This window comes from Ruegeria sp. BHSA118 (genome assembly GCF_059613405.1).
Genome location: NZ_JBXWSM010000057.1, coordinates 1 through 18,825 on the forward strand (window position 1 = coordinate 1; position 18,825 = coordinate 18,825).

Consider the following 18,825-nt stretch of genomic DNA (forward strand, 5'->3'; position numbering starts at 1 on the left):
GTGCCCGGTTTCCCTGACATTGCCGTTAAGCATGAAGTTCTTGCCGTTTTTTCGGTCGCCGAGTTGACCCGCCCCGTCACCTGAAAGGTTGAACCCGGCCGGTTTCTCAACCTGAGCCGGGCTTGCAACAGGGCTAGAGGCACTCGGCCAGAGTTTTTGCCATGTTGAGAATGACTTGCGGGTAGAGATCCGCTCCGGGTTCCAGATCAGAGCCCAGCGGATCGATTACGCCCGTTTTGGCCTCGGTCCCGTCCAGCACGGTTTTGACGATGCCGGGGTTGAACTGCGGCTCGGCGAGAACGCATTTGATACCTTCTTCGCGGATACGGCTTTGAATCTCGGCGATACGAGCCGGGCTCGGGTCTGCGGCGTCGGCGACGGAAATCGCACCTGCGGCCGGAAAGTCAAATGCATCCTCGAAATACTGGTAGGCGTCGTGGAATACGACGAAGCTTCCTCCGCGAACCGGTCCAAGCGTCTCGGCCACTTGTGCAGACAGCGCGGCCATTTCAGCGCGCGCGGCTGCGGCATTGGCAAAATATGCACCTGCATTGTCCGGGTCGGCAGACGACAGCTGCGCGGCGATCAGGTTCAGCCAAGTTTCTGCATTCGCCGGTGAAAGCCACGCATGTGGGTCGTGCGCGCCATGCGCGTGATCATGAGGCTCATCATGCTTTTCTTGATCGGCATGTTCTTCGTGATCGTGATCATCATCCTTGGCGTGGTCGTCGTGATCATGTTCGTCTTTGCCGCCATGATCGTGTGCCTCGAAAACGGCGCTTTCGCGGAACTCCAGAAGAACGGTACCATCCGCGTCAAGAAGGGACGTGACCGTCGCGCTGTCGGCAAGGGTTTCGATGGCACTTTCCATCCAAGGTGTCAGGTCTTCTCCTACCCAGAACACCAGATCGGCATCCTGCAATGCGGCCGCCTCGGACGGGCGCAGGTTGTATTCATGAGGCGAGGCACCTGGTGCGACGATCAGGGCCGGTGTTCCGACGCCATCCATAACCCGGGAAACGAGCGAGTGGATCGGTGCGATATCGACCGCGACGTTCGGAACGTCCGCGATGGCCGTTCCTCCCATCAATGCAACCGTGATCGAAACTGGAAGAAGCTTTCTGGACATCAGACCCTCTGTGTGATTTTATAACGTTACGAGTGGCAATACATGATATGAAATAACATGACAAGCGATACAAATCCTGTCTCTGCCGATGAGACGGCCCCGGTCGGGTTTCAGGAACATAACCATCAGAGTTGCGTCAAAACTGCGTTGGTATCGGCCGAGGCGCGCTGCAAGGGCGAGGGGCTGCGCCTGACGCCGGTGCGCCGCAAGGTCTTGGAAATGCTGCTGCAAGAGCATCGGGCCCTTGGTGCCTATGCAATTCTTGACCGCCTGCGAGAGGAAGGGTTCGGATCTCAACCTCCGGTCGCCTATCGGGCGCTTGATTTCCTTGTTCAAAACGGGTTCGTTCACAAGATCGAGCGGCTGAATGCATTTGTTGCCTGCTCTCATCCCGGCGCATCGCATTCGCCGGCATTCATGATTTGCAGAAAGTGCGATGCCGTTGCCGAGGCGCAGTCCACGCCAGCCAAAGGTGTTCTGGGTGCCGCTGCGCGCGCAGCGGGTTTCGAGATCGAACGAACGGTTGTAGAAGCCGAGGGACTTTGCCCCGACTGCACCGAAAAGGCCTGAAAATGACGCTCGTCTCAGTCGAGAATCTCAGTGTTCGCTATGGTTCAAACACTGTTCTGAGCCATGTGGACATGGCTGTCGAACCCGGCGAGATCGTCACCATCGTTGGGCCGAACGGGTCGGGCAAAACCAGCCTGTTGCGCGCCATCATCGGTGCGACCAGGCCAAGTGCCGGGCACGTATCGCTGAAACCCGGATTGAAGATCGGGTACGTGCCGCAGAAACTGCACGTGGATCCCACGTTGCCAATCTCGGTCGAGAGATTCATGCGACTGACAGACCGTGTATCCGGCCGTCAGTGCGTCGAGGCATTGGAAAAAGCGGGCGTCCCGGATCTGTTGAAACGTCAGATGTCGCAACTGTCCGGCGGGCAGTTTCAGCGTGTGTTGCTGGCGCGGGCGCTGATCAACCAGCCCGACCTTCTGCTGCTGGATGAGGCGACCCAGGGGCTGGACCAGCGCGGGTCAGCGAGTTTCTATCAGCAGATTGAGGCCGTACGCCGCGAAACCGGATGTGCAATCCTGATGATCAGTCACGAATTGCACGTGGTCATGAGCGCCTCGGACAGGGTGATTTGTCTGAACGGCCATGTGTGCTGTGAAGGATCACCGGCGGTGGTCGCTTCGGCACCCGAATACCGGGCCTTGTTCGGAACGGGAACAGGCGGTGCGCTTGCCCTGTACCGGCACGAGCATGATCACCATCACGACCATGGTGCAAATCCTCAGGAAGCGGCGGAATGATGCTTGACGATTTCATGATGCGTGCAACGCTTGCAGGTATTGGCGTTGCGCTTGCGGCGGCGCCTCTTGGATGTTTCGTGGTGTGGCGCCGCATGGCGTATTTCGGTGACGCAACCGCACATGCCGCGATTCTGGGCGTGGCCCTGTCACTGACCTTTCAGATGTCGATCTTCACCGGTGCGCTGGCTGTTGCGTTGATTATGGCGCTGACGGTCACTTTGTTGGCTGGTCGTGGCTATGCGATGGACACGCTGCTGGGGGTCCTGGCGCATTCCGCCTTGGCATTCGGTCTGGTTGCCGTTTCGTTTTTGTCCGGCGTCCGCATTGATTTGATGGCATATCTGTTCGGCGATATTCTTGCGGTATCCCGTTCGGATCTGCTTGTGATCTGGGGCGGGGCGGTGCTTGTCGTGGCGCTGATCGCCTGGCGATGGGCTCAGCTTTTGACGGCCACATTGAACGAAGAACTGGCCTATGCCAGTGGGTTCGACCCGAGGCGGGAACAGTTGATTCTGACACTGTCACTGGCGGTAACCGTGGCTGTTGCGATCAAGGTCGTGGGTGTATTGCTGATCGCGGCGATGCTGATCATTCCCGCGGCCGCGGCACGAAATCTGGCCCGATCGCCCGAATCAATGGCGTTGATAGCCGCAGCAATAGGCGCGATGTCCTCGATTGCGGGGTTACGCGCAGCCTATGTGTTCGATACTCCGGCGGGGCCATCGATTGTCTGCGTCGCCGCAGTTTTGTTCGCCTGTCTCAGCGTGGTGGGGTGGCGAAGACAGGGCAGGGTGTGATGGATCTGAGCTTGATTGCGCGGGCCAGGTAAACTCATTCGTTGTTCGGCACCTCAGGTGCGCACAGCACAAAAAAGGGCCCGCACACGGATTGCAGGCCCTTTCGTTTCCTTGTCGGTACAGCTTACTGCGGAATTTCGCCTTCCAGCCCTTCAACATAGAAGTTCATGCCAGCCAGCGTGCCATCGTCAGCAGTTTCGCCTTCTGCCAGCCAGTCGCTGCCGTCCTGCTTCTTCAGCGGACCAGTGAACGCGTGATGGCTGCCATCTGCAAGCGCCGCCTTCAGGGCCAGCGCCTCTTCTTTGACATCTGCGGGAACCGCATCCGAAATCTCGCCAATTTCAACCATTCCTGCCCCGATACCGTCCCAGGTGTTGGAAGACGTCCAGGTCCCGTCCATTACGGCCTTAGTCCGCGCGATGTAATAGGGGGCCCAGTTGTCGATGATCGATGACACACGCGGAAGCGGTGCGTATTCGCTCATGTCCGACGCCTGACCGAAGGTGATCACATTGCCGGCCTCTTGCGCTGCTGCTTGCGGCGCTGTCGAGTCGGTGTGTTGCAGGATTACGTCCGCGCCCTGTTCGATCAAAACGGTGGCGGCGTCAGCTTCTTTCGCCGGGTCGAACCACGTGTAGGCCCAGACGATCTTGAACTCGACATCCGGGTTCACCTTCTTGGCGTGGATATAGGCCGAGTTGATGCCGCGGATCACCTCGGGGATCGGATAGGACCCGATATAGCCGATGATGTTCGACTTGGTCATTTTACCGGCGATGTGGCCCTGAACCGCACGACCTTCGTAAAAACGGGCCGAGTAGACCGAGACGTTGTCGGCGGTTTTATAGCCGGTGGCGTGCTCGAACTTCACGTCCGGGAATTTCTTGGCCACGTTGATGGTCGGGTCCATGTAGCCAAACGAGGTGGTAAAGATCAGATCTGCGCCCTCCAGCGCCATCTGGGTCATCACACGCTCGGCATCCGGGCCTTCGGGAACGGATTCAACGAATACCGTTTCAACCTTGTCGCCGAACTCTTTTTCAACGGCTTGCCGGCCTTTGTCATGTTCATAGGTCCAGCCGCCATCGCCGACCGGGCCGACATAGACGAAACCGACCTTGGTCTTGTCTTCGGCCATGGCCCCCGAGGCCAGACCCAGCGCCATGGCGGCGCTCGTCAGAAGTGCAGTGAATTTCATGTGTTACTCCCCAAGTTGGTACTGTTGGCCCCTAGTGTGAGGCATGGAAGGTCCGGCCCAGCGAGGCAGGTGCGCTGCTCTTGTCGGCCGAAAGGATCACAAGCACAAGGATCGTGATGATATAGGGCGACATTGCCAGATACTCGACGGGAATGGCAACGCCTGCCGCCTGCAAATTAAGCTGCAACACGGTAATGCCGCCGAACAAATAGGCACCCAACAGGACCCGCCATGGCTTCCAGCTTGCAAAGACAACAAGGGCCAATGCGATCCAGCCGACACCGGCGGTCATGCCCTCGGTCCACTGTGGTACGCGGATCAGGCTGATATAGGCCCCGCCCAGACCGGCGCAGGCGCCGCCAAACATGATGGCCAGAATGCGGATCTTGATCACCTTGTAGCCCAGCGCATGCGCGGCGTCGTGGTTTTCACCGACTGCCCGCAGGATCAGACCAAGACGGGTGTATTTCAGCACCGCCCAGACGGCCGCCGTGATTGCGATGCCCACGTACAGGATCGGGTCATGTTGAAACAGGATCGGACCGACAATCGGGATATCGCTGATCAGCGGAATATGGATGTCGCCCATACTGGGGGGCTTGATCCCCACATAGGTTTGCCCCATCAACGCGCTGAACCCCAGGCCAAACAGGGTCAGCGCCAGACCGCTCGCCACCTGATTGGCCAGCGCAAACTGCGTCAGCAAGACGAACAGCAGCGAAAGAACAGCGCCGCCGATCGCGGCAGCAACAAAGCCCAACCAGGGCGAGCCGGTCTCGACTGAAATCGCGAAACCGCTGATCGCGCCCACGATCATCATGCCCTCGACGCCAAGGTTCAGAACGCCGGCCTTTTCTACGACCAGCTCTCCGATCGCGGCCAGCAGCAGGGGGGTCGCGGCCACCATCAGTGAAGCGACCAGAAGTACGGGATTGATTTCACCTAGGTCCATGGGTCACGCCACCTCGCTACGGGCCGCACGGATGCGGTAGTTGGTCAATAGGTCGAAGGCCAGCAGGAAGAACAGCAGCATGCCCTGGAACACCTGAATGGCAGCTGCAGGCAGGCCCAGCTGCGACTGCGCGATTTCACCGCCGATATAGGTCAGCGCCATCAGGCCACCGGCCAGCAGAATGCCCACAGGGTGCAGACGACCCAAAAAGGCCACGATGATGGCAGTAAAACCATAGCCGACATTAAAGTCGATGCTGACCACGCCTGAAGGGCCGGAAACCTCGAACATCCCCGCCAGCCCCGCCAGCGCACCGGACAGGCCAAGACAGAACAGGATCAGGCGGGCGGGGTTCACACCCGCAAATTTCGCGGCGCGCGGTGCTTCACCGGTCAGGCGGATGTGAAAGCCCAGCATGTGCCGGTTCAGCAGGACATAGGCAAAGATCACCGCGATCAACGCGGTCACAACACCCCAGTGCATGCCGGATCCGGCGATCAGCTCGGCATTATGCGCACTGTCATAGGATTGCAGATTGCGGGACCCCGGGAAGCCAAACCCCTCGGGGTTCTTCAGCAATCCCAGAGAAACCGAGGCCAGCATCTGCTCGGCCACATAGACCAGCATCAACGAGACGAGAATCTCGTTGGTGCCGAAACGCACCTTCAGGAAGGCGGGGATCATCGCCCACAACCAGCCGCCGAAGGCGCCGGCAATCACCATGATCGGAAAGATATAGAAGGCGTCCAAAGGGTAAAAGGCCAGCCCGGCACCTGCACCAAAGATGGCCCCCATGATATATTGTCCCTCGGCCCCGATGTTCCAGATGCCTGCACGAAAGCCCAGCGACAGACCGATGGCGATAAGCACCAGCGGAGCGCCTTTCACCAGCAGCTGCGGGCGGTAATAAAAGGCGAATTCACCAAAAAGAGGTTCCCAAAAGATGGTGCCGATGGCCTCAACCGGATTCTTGCCCAGTATGGCGAACAATAGCCCGCCAAAAAACATCGTCGCCAAAACTGCAATCAAGGGCGTCGCATAAGACCAGACCCTGGAAGGCTGAGGACGTTTCTCCAGCACAATCATCAGCTCGTTCCCCTGACTTCTTCATCTTTTTTCAAATACTCTCGCCGAAGGCGACCCGACAGATCACACATGCGCCACCTCCATTCCGTGGGCACCGCCCATCATCAGCCCGATTTCGTCCACTGTCAGTCCGGTTGTCGGACGTGGTGCGCTCAGGCGGCCCTCGTTCAGCGCAGCAAAGCTGTCCGAGATTTCCATCAACTCATCCAGATCCTGAGAGATGCAGACAACCGCCGTTCCCTTTGCCGCCAGGTCCAGAATGGCTTGCCGGATGGACGCTGCCGCCGCGGCATCCACGCCCCAGGTTGGCTGGTTCACCACCAGCACATCCGGGTTTTGCAGCACTTCGCGCCCGATCACGAATTTCTGTAGGTTCCCCCCTGACAATGACCGCGCCGCATTTTCCGGACCGGGTGTCCGGACGTCAAAAATCTCGATGATCTTTTCCGCAAAGCTCTTGGTCTCGGCCCATTTCAGAAAGCCGTTGCTTTCCAGACCCTCTCGAACCGACCCGGTCAACAGCGCGTTTTCAGTCAGGCTCATGTTCGGGGCAGCGGCATGGCCCAGCCGCTCTTCGGGCGCGGTCAACACGCCAAGTTTGCGTCGCGCGGTCGGACCCAGCTTGCCAATCGCCTGACCGTTGAACTTGATCGCGTCGGCAGATGTCAGGATTTCACCGGATAAAACGCCCAGCAATTCATCCTGCCCGTTGCCCGCAACGCCACCAATGCCAAGAACCTCGCCCTTGCGGACGGTCAAATGCACGTTGCGCAATGCGGTACCGAATTCTGACGGAGAAGGCACCGACAACCCGCTGACATCCAGTGTCACTGCGCCAAATTCACGCCCCGACCGTTCCGGGGTTTGCAGGGCCGTTCCCACCATCAGTTCGGCCATGTCGCGGGCCGAGGTCTCAGAGGGGACACACTCGCCCACATTCTTGCCCAGACGCAGGATCGTGGCGTGGTCACACAGGGTCCGAATCTCTTCCAGCTTGTGCGAGATATACAGGATCGACGTGCCTTCGGACCGCAACTTGTTCAGCGTTTCGAACAGGATCTCGACCTCCTGCGGGGTCAGTACCGAGGTCGGTTCGTCCATGATCAGCAGCTTCGGGTCTTGCAGAAGGCAACGGATAATTTCAACACGCTGGCGTTCGCCGGCAGACAGATCGCCGACAGTGCGGAACGGATCCAGCGGCAGGCCGTAGGTTTCCGACACTTCGCGGATGCGCGAGGCCAGATCACCCATGGCGGGTGGGTTTTCCATCCCCAAGGCGATGTTCTCGGCCACGTTCAGCGCGTCAAACAGCGAAAAATGCTGGAACACCATCGCAATTCCGTCAGCCCGCGCAGCACGGGGTTCAGGCGGCGCAAAAGGCTGACCGCGCAACAGCATGGTGCCACTGTCAGGTTTCACCAGCCCATAGATCATCTTGACCAGCGTGGATTTCCCGGCCCCGTTTTCCCCCAACAGGGCGTGAACTTCGCCCTCACCGATGTCAAAGGACACCTGATCATTGGCCACGACACCGGGATAGGCTTTGGTCAACCCTTGCAGGCTCAGCAATGGAGTGGTCACGCGCTCAGGTCCTTCTTCAACTCATTCTGCCGGGCCGGACGCAGCAGTTGCGCTGCGACGCCCACGGCGATCATCTGCGGGTGTTTGCCCAGCGACGGGTCACCAATCGGGCAGGTAATCCGGCTTATCCGGTCGGGCGGATGCCCAAGGGCCGCCAGCCGCGATCGGAACCGCGCCCATTTGGTAGCCGAGCCGATCAGTCCCGCAAAGCGGAAATCGTGCAAAAGCAGCCTGTTGCACAGTTCTAAATCCAGATTGTGTGAATAAGTCAGCACAAGGTGCTCGGCATTGGGCGGTGCATGTCGCACAAGTTCGGCCGGTTTCGTCGCCGGCAGATCGGTCACGCCGTCGGGAATCACGTCGGGAAAGCGCTCGGGGCCGGTATCGACCCAAGTGATCGCAAGATCGGGCAGGGGGGACAGAACATCCACCAGCGCACGTCCGACGTGACCTGCGCCCCAGATCCACAGGTTTCGCGCCGGTTTATGCACCGGTTCGATCATCCAGCCGTCGATCAGGCGTGGTTCGGTTGCAATACCCTGACTGCGTGCTGCCGCCAGCACTCGCTTGACCGAAAGAGGCATGGCGCCACCGGATGCTGATCGTGCAATGATCGTATCATCCAGCGTTTCAACCTTCCTGAGATCATAGACCTCGCTGAACAACGAGACTGCTCCGCCGCAACATTGGCCCATGTCCGGCCCCAGCGTGTGATGCGTCAGGCGCGTGGCGACTGTTTGCGTTCGTGCGGCCTCCGCGGCCTGGTATTCCAGCGTACCACCACCGATGGTTCCGCTTTGCCCGTCCTTCCAGACCAGCATCGCAGCACCCACCTCGCGCGGGGACGACCCTTTGATCCCGGCGATGACCACCCGAACCACTTTGCCGTGGGTTTTGACCGCCTCCCTCAAAGCCTCAGGGTCAAATCCCATCAGGTGCCTCCCTTCATCCTCTGGACCCCGCGCCAAACCTCTTCGGCCGTGGCCGGGGCGTTCAGGGCCGGGTATCTGTCTCCGCAGGCGGCAACGGCGTTCGACAGCGCCAGCCAGGCCGAGATCCCCAGCATGAAAGGCGGCTCGCCTACAGCTTTCGAGCGATAGATCGTGTCCTCGCGGTTTTCGCCATCCCAAAGCGTGACGTTGAAGATGTCCGGCCGGTCCGAGCAGGCCGGGATCTTGTAGGTCGAAGGCGCGTGCGTGCGCAGGTTTCCCGTGTCATCCCAGACCAGCTCTTCGGTCGTCAGCCACCCTGCACCCTGTACATAGCCGCCCTCAACCTGACCTATGTCCAAAGCCGGGTTCAGCGACGCGCCCGCGTCATGCAGGATATCCGTTCGCAGAATGCGGTTTTCACCGGTCAGAGTGTCCACCGCCACCTCGGTAACGGAAGCGCCGTAGGCAAAATAAAAGAAGGGGCGACCGCGCCCGGCGATCCGGTCCCACTCGATCTTGGGCGTCTTGTAGAACCCGGTCGCCGACAGGCTGACGCGCCCCTGATAGGCCAGTGCGGCGGCTTCGGCGAAGGTATAGCGTTCTTCTGAGACCGAGACATGCCCATCCGAGAACGTGACCGTTGATGGATCGGCCTGATGACGTTCCGCAAGATAGGCGGCCATCCGGTCGCGGATCGTGTCGCAAGCGGCCTTCACCGCCATACCGTTCAGGTCACTTCCTGAAGATGCCGCCGTCGCAGACGTGTTTGGTACTTTCGCCGTATCCGTGGCGGTGATTTTCACCATCTCCAGCGGGATGCCGAAACGCGACGCGGCGACCTGTGCGACTTTCTGGAACAGGCCCTGACCCATCTCGGTGCCACCGTGATTCAAGTGGACTGATCCGTCCTGATAGACATGTACCAGTGCCCCCGCCTGATTGAGGTGGGTCAGCGTGAACGAGATACCAAACTTGACCGGGGAAAAGGCGATGCCCTTTTTGATTACGCTGTTCTCGGCATTCCATTTCGCGACAGCCGTCTTGCGCGCGGCATAGTCGCTGGATTTCAGCAACGCCTCGGTCATGCCATGCAGTTCGAAATCGCTGACCTCCATCCCATAGGGTGTGGTGTTGCCTCCGGCGGGCAGAGGACGCACCGGTGCGTCACCCATTTCAACAGCGCCGCGGCTGGTCAGGTCTTCGTGCGGATCGGGATGCCCCATTGGTTTTTCTGTGGGTGCGCGCTCGACAACCGCGTGCGCGGGTGCATAGTAATTCCGGCGGCGCAGCTCGACGGGATCCAAACCCAGCGCATGCGCGGCATGGTCCATGACACGTTCGATGCCGACCATGCCTTGGGGGCCGCCGAACCCGCGATAGGCCGTGGCAGATTGGGTGTTGGTCTTCAACCGGTGGCTCTCGATCCGGGCGTTCGGCAAGAGGTAGGCGTTGTCCGAGTGCAGCATCGCCCGGTCGGCCACAGGCAAGGACAGGTCCTGCGCCCAGCCGCAGATCGCATAGTGGTGGAATGAGACGCCCTGTACATGGCCGTGTTCATCGAACCCGGCCTTGTACGAAATGCGGAAAGCGTGGCGCTTGCCGGTGATGATCATGTCATCGTCCCGGTCATAGCGCATCTTGCAGGCCTTGCCGGTCACGCGGGCAGCCACGGCGCAGGCCACTGCCAAAGCGTTGCCCTGACTTTCTTTGCCGCCAAATCCTCCGCCCATGCGGCGGGTCTCGACCCGGACGGCGTGCATCGGAACACCCAGAGCGTCGGCCACTTTGTGCTGAATCTCGGTCGGGTGCTGGGTCGAGCTGTGCACCAGCATATCCGCGCCCTCATTCGGCACGGCCAGCGCGGCCTGACCTTCCAGATAGAAATGCTCCTGCCCGCCCAATTCGAACGAACCTTCGATCACATGCGGCGCATTGGCAATGGCCGCATCCGCATCGCCCTTGGCATAGATGCGTGGACCGTCTTCAAACCGGCTGTTGGCGGCCAGCGCCTCTTCGATCGTCAGGATCGGCGCGTCTTCGGCGTAGTCGACCTTGCTCAATCGCGCCGCTTTGCGGGCGGCCAGATGGCTGGTGGCGACAACCAGGAACACGGGCTGACCGATATAGTGCACCGTGCCGTCCGACAGCAGCGGCTCATCGTGGATCGAGGGCGAGACATCGTTGGCAAAAGGCAGGTCTTCTGCCGTCATGACCATCACGACACCCTTGGCATCTTTGACAGCCGACAGATCCATTGCGGTGATCTTGCCCTTGGCAATCGGGCTCAGGCCGAAGGCCAGGTGCAGCGTGCCCTTGGGTGTCGGGATGTCATCCACGTACCGCGCCGCGCCCGAAACATGCAAAGGGGCGGCGTCGTGGGGCAGGGCTTGCGTCACGCTCATGCCGACACCTCCAGCACATTGGTGATCTCACCCTGATCTTCCAGGAAATACCGTTTCAGCATCGCCTTGGCGGTTTCCAGTCGATACAGGGCCGAGGCGCGCATATCCGTGAGTGGCGAAAAGTCGTCGGCAAAGGATGGCAGCGCGGCGTCAACGGTCTTGCGCGTCCACGGTTTGCCGATCAAAGCGGTCTCGACATGGGTCGCCCGTTTCGGAATAGCAGCCATGCCACCATAGGCGATGCGCGCCTGTGTGACGCTGCCTTCCGAAACGGTTATGTTGAAACAGCCGCAGACGGCCGAGATATCCTGATCAAACCGTTTGCTGAGCTTGTAAGCCTTTAGGCGATCTGGTTGGCGCGGGAAGCTGACGGCTTCAACAAACTCGCCCGGAACCCGATCCTGTTTGCCGTAGTCGATGAAGAACTCTTCCAGCGGGATCGCCCGCCGATCGTTGCCCTTGCGCAGGTGCAGTGTCGCGTTCAATGCGATCAGCGCGGGCGGGTTGTCCCCGATGGGCGAGCCGTTGGCGATATTGCCGCCGACAGTGGCCGCATGGCGGACCTGAACGCTGGCATAGCGGCGGATCATCTCGGCATAGGACGGATGCAGATCGACCAATGCATCTGCCATGCGATTCATGTCGACCATTGCGCCAAAGCGGACTTCTTCACTGCTGAGTGTGATCTTCTTCAAATCATCACAGCGGTTGAGGAAGATCACCGGGTCCAGTTCGCGCAGTTGCTTGGTGACCCAAAGGCCCACATCGGTCGCACCAGCGACCAGAGTTGCGTTCGGGTTCTCGGCATATACGGCGGCCAATTCGTTGGATGAGGTTGGCAGCATGCGCGCAGCGGCAACCGTTGCAGGTGGTTTATCTTTGACCCAAACCGGAACGGGCTGTTCCTCGGCCGCTTTCGCCGCGCGAATGATCGGCGCATAGCCGGTGCAGCGGCACAGGTTGCCTGCTAGCAAAGTGTCATGGTCCGTTGCACCGTTCGTGTGCCCGGCCACCATCGACATGACGAATCCGGGTGTGCAGAAGCCGCATTGCGAGCCGTGCAGATCAACCATTGCCTGCTGGACGGGGTGCGCTTCGCCATTCGGGCCGCTGGCGCCTTCGACCGTTCGCACCGCTTTGCCATGCAGTTGCGGCAGAAACAGAATGCACGAGTTCAGGGCCTTGGCGCCTTCGTCATCCGTCACCATCACGGTGCAAGCCCCGCAATCGCCTTCGTTGCAGCCTTCCTTGGTGCCGGTCAGCCCGCGATCTTCGCGCAGCCAATCCAGCAGGGTGGCTGTCGGATCGATATCAGCCAACTCCACTGTCTCTCCGTTCAGAAGAAACGTGATGTTCATTCGAGAAACCCGTCGCCTTACCCGGTTGCGCCCTTGTGGCCCTCCTTCGATGCGACGTAGAAAGAGTGGCGGGCGAATTGCTTGCCATGAGATGTTAGAAACAGCGCGGCTTGTCTGGCAAGAAAAACCGCCTCTGTTATACACCATTAGACGTATACGGCCTGTGACCGTTTTTTCTGATTAATGGGCAGCCACTTGTAAATAAAGCGGTTTTTGATTGCGACACCCAGTCAAACCCGAAGCACCTTCTGAAAAAGCCGAATAATCAATGGCGATTTTTTTTGCGGCAAACGTGATGCGGTTCCGCCTTTTGCCGCGCAGCCGGCTGGGGTAGCTTGGGCGTCATGAGCAGTTCTCCACGATTCATCCACCTCCGCGTTCACACTGAATATTCCCTTCTGGAAGGCGCCGTGCGGCTGAAAAAGCTGCCGGGCCTGTGCGAGAAGATGGAAATGCCCGCCGTCGCCGTGACGGATACCAATTCGATGTTTTCAGCGCTGGAATTCGCGGTCACCGCAAGCGGTGCCGGGGTGCAGCCGATCATGGGATGCCAGGTCGATCTGACCTATGTCCAGGCCCAGCCGGGCGAGAAGCCGAAGATGCCCGCGCCTCTGGTGCTGTTGGCGCAGTCCAAGACCGGGTACGAAAACCTGATGAAGCTCAGCACTTGCCTCTACGTGGACAAGGGCGGGCAACTGCCTCAGGTCACTTTGGAAGAACTGGCTGACCGATCTGAAGGGTTGATCTGCCTGTCCGGTGGACCTGACGGCCCGGTCGGGATGCTGCTGCAACAGGGTCAGCGCCCGGCGGCCGACGCGTTGCTCGATCGGCTGGCAGCAATGTTCCCCGATCGGTTTTATGTCGAGCTTCAGCGCCATCCGGGCGAAGATGGCCAACCCGAGGCCGAGCGCCTGACCGAACGCGGCCATGTCGAGATGGCCTATGCCAAGAACCTGCCGCTGGTCGCCACGAATGACGTCTATTTCCCGACGCCGGACATGTACGAAGCTCATGACGCGCTGATCTGCATATCGGAAGGGGCCTATGTCGACCAGCAGGAAGGCCGCCGTCGCCTGACGGCGCAGCACTACTTCAAGTCACAACAAGAGATGGCGACCCTGTTCGCCGACTTGCCCGAGGCCATCGAAAATACCGTCGAGATCGCCAGACGCTGCGCGTTCATGGCCTATCGGCGCGACCCGATCCTGCCGAAATTTGCGGATGACGAGGTGGCCGAGCTGCGGCGCATCGCCAATGAGGGCTTGCAGAAACGTCTGGCCGTGATCCCCCATGCAGTGACGCCCGAGGAATACCAGGAACGTCTGGATTTCGAGCTGGGCATCATCGAAGGCATGGGCTTTCCCGGCTACTTCCTGATCGTTGCGGATTTCATCCAATGGGCCAAGGATCATGACATCCCCGTCGGGCCGGGCCGGGGGTCGGGCGCGGGGTCACTGGTGGCCTATGCGCTGACGATCACCGACCTTGATCCGCTGCGCTACAGCCTGCTGTTCGAACGGTTCCTGAACCCCGAGCGGGTCTCGATGCCCGATTTCGACATCGACTTCTGCATGGATCGCCGGGAAGAGGTGATCCGTTATGTGCAGCAGAAATACGGCCGCGACAAGGTGGGGCAGATCATCACCTTCGGCGCCTTGCTGTCAAAGGCCGCCGTGCGCGACATCGGGCGGGTGCTGCAAATGCCGTATGGGCAGGTGGACCGCCTGTCCAAGATGATCCCGGTTGAGGGGGTGAAACCTGTCTCCATCGAAAAGGCGCTGAAAGACGAACCGCGCCTGCGCGAGGCCGCGCGCGAGGAAGAGGTGGTGGACCGGTTGCTCACCTATGGCCAGCAGGTCGAAGGGCTGCTGCGGAATGCTTCGACCCACGCCGCCGGTGTTGTGATCGGCGACCGGCCACTGGATGCGCTGGTGCCGATCTATCAGGACCCGCGCTCGGACATGCCCGCGACCCAGTTCAACATGAAATGGGTGGAACAGGCCGGGCTGGTGAAGTTCGACTTTCTGGGTCTGAAAACGCTCACCGTGATTCAGAACGCAATGGATCTGATTTTCAAATCCGGGCGTCCCTTGCACGTCGCCGCCGATGGCACCGAACTTTATGAGCCCGCCGAGGGGGCTGAAAACCAGATCAACGCTATCCCGCTGGATGATGAGGCGACGTACAAGCTTTATTCCGCGGCCAAGACCGTGGCGGTGTTCCAGGTGGAAAGCTCGGGCATGATGGACGCGCTCAAGCGCATGAAACCCACCTGCATCGAGGACATCGTGGCGCTTGTGGCACTCTACCGTCCCGGCCCGATGGAGAACATCCCCACCTATTGCGAGGTCAAGAACGGCCAGCGCGAGATCACCTCGGTCCACGCGCTGATCGACCATATCCTCGAGGAAACGCAGGGCATCATCGTCTACCAGGAGCAGGTGATGCAGATCGCGCAGGTCATGGCGGGCTATTCCCTTGGCGGCGCCGACCTGCTGCGCCGCGCGATGGGCAAGAAGATCAAAGAGGCGATGGACGCCGAACGCCCGAAATTCGAGGCCGGCGCGGCCAAGAACGGGGTGGATGCCAAGAAGGCCTCTGAGGTGTTCGACCTCTTGGAAAAATTCGCCAACTACGGCTTCAACAAGTCCCACGCGGCGGCCTATGCGGTGGTCAGCTACCAGACCGGTTGGCTCAAGGCGAACCACCCGGTCGAGTTCATGGCCGGCGTCATGAATTGCGATATCCACCTGACCGACAAGCTGGCCGTGTATTTCGAAGAGGTCCGCAAGGGGCTGGGCCTGCCCTACGTGCCGCCCTGCGTGAACCGCTCGTTGGCGACCTTCGACGTGGTGGGTGGTCAGCTGGTCTATGCGCTGGGCGCGCTGAAAAACGTGGGCGTCGAGGCGATGAACCTCGTGGTTGAAGGGCGTGGCTCGGGGGCGAGCGCAAATGAAGGTGCTGACAAACCTTTCGTCAACCTCTTTGACTTCGCCCGCCGGGTCGATCTGAAGAAGGTCGGCAAACGACCGCTGGAAATGCTGGCACGTGCAGGCGCTTTTGATGAGCTCGACAAGAACCGCCGCCGCGTGTTCGAAAGCCTTGATCGTCTGGTACAGTATTCGGCGGCGATTCATGAACAGAAAAACTCCAATCAGGTGTCTCTGTTCGGCGAGGCGGGCGACGACCTGCCGGAACCGCGCCTGTCGCCGACGCCCGACTGGCTGCCCGCCGAGCGCCTCAGCGAAGAATTCAAGGCCATCGGCTTCTATCTCTCGGGGCATCCGCTGGACGATTACATGCCCGCGCTGAAACGCAAACAGGTGATGACGCTGGACGAGGTTACGGAAAAGGCCCGGTCTGGCCCGTTCATCGCCAAGATGGCCGGGGTTGTCGCCGGCCGGCAGGAGCGGAAATCGGCCAAGGGCAACCGCTTTGCTTTCGTTCAAATGTCTGATCCCACCGGCGCCTATGAGGTCACGCTGTTTTCGGACACGTTGGAGAAGTGCCGCGAGTTTCTGGAAACCGGCGCGCAGGTGGTTCTGAACGCCGAGGCAACGATGGAAGCCGATCAGCTCAAGCTGCTGGGCCGCTCGGTTGGCCCTGCGGATTCCCTTGTGGCCGAAGCCGGAGCAACCGGGTTGCGCATCTTTGTTGACGAAGCGCAGGTCGTACCAACGGTCGCCAAGGTGCTCGAGGACGCCGCCGGCGCGGCGCGCGGGGCCTCGAAGGGGCCGATCCAGCTTTGCCTGATGGCGCCGGGCCTGCCGGGCGATGTCGAAATGGATCTGGGCCAGGATTTCCCGATCAACCCGCAGATCAAGGGCGCGATCAAGTCGCTGGACGGGGTGCTGTCGGTCGAGGAACTGTAGCAGGAAGCCGGGGCTTCGCTTTCAATCGCCGGGATGGCGGCTTGCGGACACCTCTTGCTGCCCGAAAAATCTTGCAATGCGTGTCTGTCGGGCAATACGCTTTAGCCACGATAGACACGACCATTATTCAGTCGTTTATCTTCCGATGTATTTGAGAGGGTATTCCCGATGTCACGTTTGCTGAATCTTGTCTGGCTGGCGGGTTTTGCCATTTCAACCAGCGCCGCGACCGCGCAGGAGACCGCCGACACGATCTATTCCGGCGGGCCGATCCTCACGATCAACGATGCGCAGCCGACCGCCGAGGCCGTCGCGGTCAAGGACGGGCGTATCCTCGCCGTCGGCGCGCTTGCGGATATTATGGCGCATCAGGGCGACGCGACGGAACTGTTCGATCTTGACGGCCGGGCGATGCTGCCGGGCTTTGTCGACAGTCACGGGCACGTGGTTTTTGGTGGCCTGCAAGCCTTGTCGGCGAACCTTCTTGCGCCGCCGGACGGCGAGGTCACGGACATTGCCAGCCTGCAACAGGCGCTGCGCGACTGGATCGATGCAAACAGGGATGCGGTCGAGAAGGCCGGCGTGATCATCGGCTTCGGCTACGACAACGCCCAGCTATCCGAGAAGCGCCACCCGACCCGCGAAGACCTTGACGCGGTCTCGCAGGAGCTTCCCATCGTGATTGTCCACCAGTCCGGCCATCTCGGCGTGGCAAACTCGAAGACGCTCGAGATTGTCGGCTACGATGCATCGGCGCAAGACCCGGCCGGCGGCAAGATTCGGCGGGGTGCCGATGGCGCGCCGAACGGGGTTCTCGAGGAATACGCGTTTTTCGGGACGCTCGTCCCCGTCCTGAAGCAACTCGGCCCGGACGCCTTCGCGGAATTCGCGGTTGCCGGGTCCAAACTCTGGGCGCGTTTCGGCTACACCACGGGGCAGGACGGCCGGTCCTCGGGGTTTGCCGTCGAGACGCTGAAGGCCATGGCGGCCGAAGGCAGGATCCCGATCGACGTCGTGGCCTATCCCGATGTACTCGAAGCCAGGGACTATATCGGCGACAATGTTTCGAAAGAATATGAAAACGGCATTCGCGTGGGCGGTTGCAAGTTGACGATCGACGGCTCGCCGCAAGGCTTTACCGCGCTCCGCGACCGTCCCTACTATGACCCGGTCGGCGATTATCCCGCGGGCTACAAGGGATACTCGGCGGTGACCATCGAGCAGGTGCAGGATGCCGTGAACTGGTGTTACGAGAATGGCATCCAGATCATCACCCATTCCAATGGCGAAGGCGCGTCGGACATGCTCATTGCTGCGCTTCAGGCTGCGCAGGACAAGTATGGCGATCCGGGCAACCGCCCCGTACTGATACACGGCCAGTTCCTGCGCGAGGACCAGGTCGACGCCTACAAGCGGCTGGGCGTGTTCATGTCCCTTTTCCCGATGCACACCTTCTATTGGGGCGACTGGCACCGCGACCACACCGTGGGCCCGGTCAATGCCGAGAACATTTCGCCCACTGGCTGGCTGCTCGAGCGGGGCATGATGTTCGGCTCGCATCACGACGCGCCGGTCGCCTTGCCTGACAGCATGCGCATACTGGATGCTACCGTGACCCGGCGCACGCGATCGGGTGACATTCTTGGCCCCCGTCATCGGGTCGACGTCGCGACCGCGCTCAAGGCGCTGACGATCTGGCCCGCCTGGCAGCATTTCGAGGAAAACGGCAAGGGGTCGATCGAGGCGGGCAAGCTTGCCGATTTCGTGCTCCTCTCCGAAGATCCCACCGCCATCGACCCCGAGACGCTGGACGCCGTCAGGATCATGGCGACGATCAAGGAAGACACGGTGATCTACGAGGCGCGCGATGAGGTGAAGAAGGGCGAAATCCGCACTTCGCCGTTCATGAGCGACCCGGTGTCAGCGCACAACTTTCTTCACGCGATGTATCAGGCAACCGGTGTAGAGAGGCCGTGGCTTCAGCAGCTGATGTTCCGGTTGGAATGAATTCGGGAATCGAGCTGGACGGGTTGTAGTCGGTCGAGGATCTGTAGCGAGAAGTGGGGCTTTGCCTTCAATCGCCGGGATGGCAGCTATGAGCCCATTTTTCCGGATACTGCACGATGTTCCAATGACTGTTTTGGGCAGAAATCGGGCTTTGCAAAGCTCCGTGAATCGGCCCGTACTGGACCCTTGATGATGCTC

The 18,825-nt window shown here is 60.4% G+C and carries 13 protein-coding genes; 5 read left to right on the forward strand and 8 right to left on the reverse strand.

Annotated features, from left to right (window positions below; all coding sequences use genetic code 11):
• Nucleotides 1–133 precede the first annotated feature (133 nt).
• Complete coding sequence (locus tag AC2FNN_RS15925) at nucleotides 134–1,129, reverse strand: zinc ABC transporter substrate-binding protein (protein ID WP_496759491.1); 996 nt, start codon at nucleotides 1,127–1,129, stop codon at nucleotides 134–136.
• A 57-nt stretch (nucleotides 1,130–1,186) separates the two neighbouring features.
• On the opposite strand from AC2FNN_RS15925, the gene AC2FNN_RS15930 reads away from it, so the two are divergent.
• The 3 genes from AC2FNN_RS15930 to AC2FNN_RS15940 are packed head-to-tail and all read left to right on the forward strand — an operon-like array spanning nucleotide 1,187 to nucleotide 3,239.
• Entirely contained in the window at nucleotides 1,187–1,699 is a 513-nt protein-coding gene (locus tag AC2FNN_RS15930) for a transcriptional repressor (RefSeq protein WP_496759492.1), read from the forward strand.
• 2 nt (nucleotides 1,700–1,701) lie between these two features.
• The gene (locus tag AC2FNN_RS15935; RefSeq protein ID WP_496759493.1) at nucleotides 1,702–2,442 is read left to right on the forward strand and encodes a metal ABC transporter ATP-binding protein; all 741 of its coding nucleotides are present in this window, start codon (nucleotides 1,702–1,704) and stop codon (nucleotides 2,440–2,442) included.
• A complete protein-coding gene (locus AC2FNN_RS15940) occupies nucleotides 2,442–3,239 on the forward strand; it encodes a metal ABC transporter permease (RefSeq protein ID WP_496759508.1) in 798 nt (265 codons plus the stop codon). The genes AC2FNN_RS15935 and AC2FNN_RS15940 overlap by 1 nt, the downstream gene beginning before the upstream one ends.
• 124 nt (nucleotides 3,240–3,363) lie before the next feature.
• Here the strand turns inward: AC2FNN_RS15940 and AC2FNN_RS15945 are convergent, their stop codons facing one another.
• From AC2FNN_RS15945 to xdhA, 7 genes are all read right to left on the reverse strand, one after another.
• On the reverse strand, nucleotides 3,364–4,437 hold the full coding sequence (locus AC2FNN_RS15945) for a BMP family ABC transporter substrate-binding protein (RefSeq protein WP_496759494.1): 1,074 nt from the start codon (nucleotides 4,435–4,437) through the stop codon (nucleotides 3,364–3,366).
• 31 nt (nucleotides 4,438–4,468) lie between these two features.
• Nucleotides 4,469–5,389, reverse strand: coding sequence for an ABC transporter permease (locus tag AC2FNN_RS15950; RefSeq protein ID WP_496759495.1), 921 nt, complete (start codon nucleotides 5,387–5,389; stop codon nucleotides 4,469–4,471).
• A 3-nt stretch (nucleotides 5,390–5,392) separates the two neighbouring features.
• Entirely contained in the window at nucleotides 5,393–6,475 is a 1,083-nt protein-coding gene (locus AC2FNN_RS15955; RefSeq protein WP_496759496.1) for an ABC transporter permease, read from the reverse strand.
• Between the two features lie 63 nt (nucleotides 6,476–6,538).
• A complete protein-coding gene (locus tag AC2FNN_RS15960; RefSeq protein WP_496759497.1) occupies nucleotides 6,539–8,056 on the reverse strand; it encodes an ABC transporter ATP-binding protein in 1,518 nt (505 codons plus the stop codon).
• Nucleotides 8,053–8,988 carry a xanthine dehydrogenase accessory protein XdhC gene (gene xdhC, locus AC2FNN_RS15965; protein WP_496759498.1) on the reverse strand — a complete coding sequence of 312 codons (936 nt, stop codon included), beginning with the start codon at nucleotides 8,986–8,988 and terminating at the stop codon, nucleotides 8,053–8,055. Before xdhC ends, AC2FNN_RS15960 begins: the two co-directional genes overlap by 4 nt.
• Complete coding sequence (xdhB, locus tag AC2FNN_RS15970) at nucleotides 8,988–11,390, reverse strand: xanthine dehydrogenase molybdopterin binding subunit (RefSeq protein ID WP_496759499.1); 2,403 nt, start codon at nucleotides 11,388–11,390, stop codon at nucleotides 8,988–8,990. Before xdhB ends, xdhC begins: the two co-directional genes overlap by 1 nt.
• Nucleotides 11,387–12,748 (reverse strand): xanthine dehydrogenase small subunit, encoded by a 1,362-nt coding sequence (xdhA, locus tag AC2FNN_RS15975; protein ID WP_496759500.1) that lies wholly within the window; start codon nucleotides 12,746–12,748, stop codon nucleotides 11,387–11,389. Before xdhA ends, xdhB begins: the two co-directional genes overlap by 4 nt.
• Nucleotides 12,749–13,092: 344 nt before the next feature.
• Here xdhA and dnaE point away from each other — a divergent pair, with 344 nt between their 5' ends.
• Both dnaE and AC2FNN_RS15985 read left to right on the forward strand, forming a co-directional pair.
• The gene (gene dnaE / locus AC2FNN_RS15980) at nucleotides 13,093–16,620 is read left to right on the forward strand and encodes a DNA polymerase III subunit alpha (protein WP_496759501.1); all 3,528 of its coding nucleotides are present in this window, start codon (nucleotides 13,093–13,095) and stop codon (nucleotides 16,618–16,620) included.
• A gap of 168 nt (nucleotides 16,621–16,788) precedes the next feature.
• Nucleotides 16,789–18,627 (forward strand): amidohydrolase, encoded by a 1,839-nt coding sequence (locus tag AC2FNN_RS15985; RefSeq protein WP_496759502.1) that lies wholly within the window; start codon nucleotides 16,789–16,791, stop codon nucleotides 18,625–18,627.
• Nucleotides 18,628–18,825 lie beyond the last annotated feature (198 nt).

Excerpts from the sequence above, each read along its gene's own strand:
- AC2FNN_RS15925 (WP_496759491.1), bottom strand. The coding sequence starts at position 1,129 with ATGTCCAGAAAGCTTCTTCCAGTTTCGATCACGGTTGCATTGATGGGA.
- AC2FNN_RS15930 (WP_496759492.1), top strand. The coding sequence starts at position 1,187 with ATGACAAGCGATACAAATCCTGTCTCTGCCGATGAGACGGCCCCGGTC.
- AC2FNN_RS15935 (WP_496759493.1), top strand. The coding sequence starts at position 1,702 with ATGACGCTCGTCTCAGTCGAGAATCTCAGTGTTCGCTATGGTTCAAAC.
- AC2FNN_RS15940 (WP_496759508.1), top strand. The coding sequence starts at position 2,442 with ATGCTTGACGATTTCATGATGCGTGCAACGCTTGCAGGTATTGGCGTT.
- AC2FNN_RS15945 (WP_496759494.1), bottom strand. The coding sequence starts at position 4,437 with ATGAAATTCACTGCACTTCTGACGAGCGCCGCCATGGCGCTGGGTCTG.
- AC2FNN_RS15950 (WP_496759495.1), bottom strand. The coding sequence starts at position 5,389 with ATGGACCTAGGTGAAATCAATCCCGTACTTCTGGTCGCTTCACTGATG.
- AC2FNN_RS15955 (WP_496759496.1), bottom strand. The coding sequence starts at position 6,475 with ATGATTGTGCTGGAGAAACGTCCTCAGCCTTCCAGGGTCTGGTCTTAT.
- xdhC (WP_496759498.1), bottom strand. The coding sequence starts at position 8,988 with ATGGGATTTGACCCTGAGGCTTTGAGGGAGGCGGTCAAAACCCACGGC.
- xdhB (WP_496759499.1), bottom strand. The coding sequence starts at position 11,390 with ATGAGCGTGACGCAAGCCCTGCCCCACGACGCCGCCCCTTTGCATGTT.
- xdhA (WP_496759500.1), bottom strand. The coding sequence starts at position 12,748 with ATGAACATCACGTTTCTTCTGAACGGAGAGACAGTGGAGTTGGCTGAT.
- dnaE (WP_496759501.1), top strand. The coding sequence starts at position 13,093 with ATGAGCAGTTCTCCACGATTCATCCACCTCCGCGTTCACACTGAATAT.
- AC2FNN_RS15985 (WP_496759502.1), top strand. The coding sequence starts at position 16,789 with ATGTCACGTTTGCTGAATCTTGTCTGGCTGGCGGGTTTTGCCATTTCA.